The organism is Streptomyces phytophilus (genome assembly GCF_013870535.1).
GTDB classification, from domain to species: Bacteria; Actinomycetota; Actinomycetes; order Streptomycetales; family Streptomycetaceae; genus Streptomyces; species Streptomyces phytophilus.
This window is the reverse complement of the sequence record NZ_JACBXC010000977.1, coordinates 1-2,302: the sequence shown is the minus strand read 5'-3', so window position 1 is coordinate 2,302 and position 2,302 is coordinate 1. Positions and strand designations below refer to the sequence as shown.

General features: G+C 77.0%; 1 protein-coding gene. It reads right to left on the bottom strand.

All coding sequences use genetic code 11. The features are described from left to right. Positions 1-130: 130 nt before the first annotated feature. On the bottom strand, positions 131-2,302 hold a 2,172-nt coding region (locus tag H5J30_RS27960; RefSeq protein WP_374101030.1), incomplete at its 5' end, for a tetratricopeptide repeat protein.

The following is a 2,302-nucleotide window of genomic DNA, read 5'->3' as shown; positions in this document are numbered from 1 at the left end:
CTACGGCATCACGCCGGGCACCTTCGTCGACGCCACACGGCGGCGGTGAGCCGGCGGGCGGGACGGTCCGGGCGCCCCGGGCTCCCGGGCGGCGCACCCGCGGTGAGCCGGAGCGCCCCCACCAGCGCCCCTACCACGGCCCGGCCTGCGACCCTCCGGCGTCCACGCCGAACCGCCCCAGCCGTTCCGCCCGGACGGCGTCCCCCTTCTCCTCGTACAGCCGCGCCAGGTCCGTCAGCGCCTCGATGTGCCCGGCGGCGAGGGCCTGCCGGTAGAGGCGTTCCGCCTCGTCGGTGTCCCCGGCCTGCGTGCGCAGCCATGCCAGGTTCCCCAGGGCGGAGGTGTCCCCGGCGTCGGCGGCCCGCCGGTACAGGCGCTCCGCCGCGCCCGGGTTCCCGGCCTTCTCGCGCAGCCGGGCGAGGCGGCTCAGGGCAGGTACGTCGCCGCTGTCGACGAGGCTTCGGTAAAGGCTCTCCCCCTCGGTCCTTTCCCAGTCCTCGTCGTCCATCGACTCCCCGCGCACGTACCACAGGTTGCTGTGGACGCGGGACTTCCCGTCGAAGTCGACCTCCAGGGCGAGCCGTTCCGCGTCCTCCGGGTCCCTGGTGTCGCGAAGCCGCACCAGGTGCCTCGCGACCGTGTAGCTTCCGGCCCTGGCCGCGCGGTGGGCGAGCCGCTCCGCTCCGTCGAAGTCCCCGGCCCTCTCGCGCACTTGCGCCAGGACCACCAGGGCCCAGATGTCTCCCGCGTCGGCGGCCTGCCAGGCGAGCCGCTCCGCGCCCTCCGGATCCCCGGTCTCCTCGCGCAGCCGCGCCAGGTCCGTCAGCGCCTCCGGGTGCCCGGCGGCGAGGGCCTGCCGGTAGAGGCGTTCCGCCTCGTCGGTGTCCCCGGCCTGCGTGCGCAGCCATGCCAGGTTCCCCAGGGCGGAGGTGTCCCCGGCGTCCGCCGCCTTCCGGTACAGGCCCGCCCCGATCCGGTAGCGGCCTCGCGAACAGGCCGCTTCCGCCAGTGCGGAGAGGTCCGCCGCGTCGGTCACGTGGTCCCGTACGGCCGTCCAGAAGGATGCCGGCGGGACGTCGCGGCGGCGGGCGGTGCGGGCGTGGTGGTCGAGGTAGTCGTTCAGGCCGTGGACGTCCGGGAGGGCGCCCATCCCCTCGGGTCCTGCGACGGGCCCGAGGGCCGCCGCCACGCCCTTGACCCGCTCCCGCGCGTAGGCCAGGGCGCCGGCGAACCACGTGGCGGGGTCGGCGGCGGCGCGCTGCTCTCCGCTCAGGTAGCCGGAGGCGGCGGCCTTGAGGAAGGAGTCCGGGAGACGGGAGGAGTGGCCGAGGCGGCGGGCGTCCATCGCCGCGGTGATGACGGCACGTCCGTACGGGCCGTGGGGCCCGGTGGGCTGCCGGTAGTGGTCGACGAGTTGCGGACCTGCCGCCAGTGTCTGGGTGACCTGCCCGCCCGTGCTGGTGGCCGCGGCCGCGGCCAGCGAGGGGTCGCGCCCCAGGAGCGGGTCCGCGAGGGCCTCGGCGGTGAAGGACGCGGGGACGTCGACGACCGCCGCCTGGCCGAGCAGTGCCCGGGCGTGGGGGTGCGCGTCCGCCGCGTGCGTACCGGGCTCGGGGGTGGCGGTGAGGCGCCGGTGGTACTCGGGCCACAGCGTGCCCAGGACCACGAGCGGCCCCGGCTCCTCCAGGCGGCGGTGGAGCGCGGCGGCGGCCTCCTCGCCCGCGGGCGAGGCGAAGTGGTTCTGGGCCTCGTTGAGCCACAGCACGGTCCGCGGCACGAGGGCGCCCGCGTCGAGCAGGGCCGCAAGGCCGCCGGGGGTCTTGGGGAAGACCAGCTCCCAGTCCCGCAGGCACGCGCGGACGGCCTCGAAGGCGGTACGGGTCTTGCCCGCCGACGACGGCCCCCGCACGAGCACGAGCACCGGGTGCCCGCGGTCGGCCGCCCGGCGCAGCCGGTCGCGCAGCCCGCGGTCGTGGTCGCGTGCGACGTACTCCGGGAGTACGAACCCGCCGTTGTCCCCGGGGGTCCCGGTCCCGTGGATGGCGGGGTGGACACCGAGTTGCCGCGCGCTCCACTGCCCGACCGGTCGCCGCCGGTCCAGGCGCGCGACCGCCCGCGTCCCGGGGAAGTGCTGGTGGAGGTTCTCGACGGTGCCGGCGACGATCGCGCCGTGCGTGCCCCGGATCGACGTGCCGGGGGCGGGGGCCGCGGTGGTGCCGGGAGCGCTCAGCCCTGGGGCGGTCCCGGCCGGGGAGGGTCCGGTACGCCCACGTTGACGCTGCCCATGTGCCAGGCGGCCGCG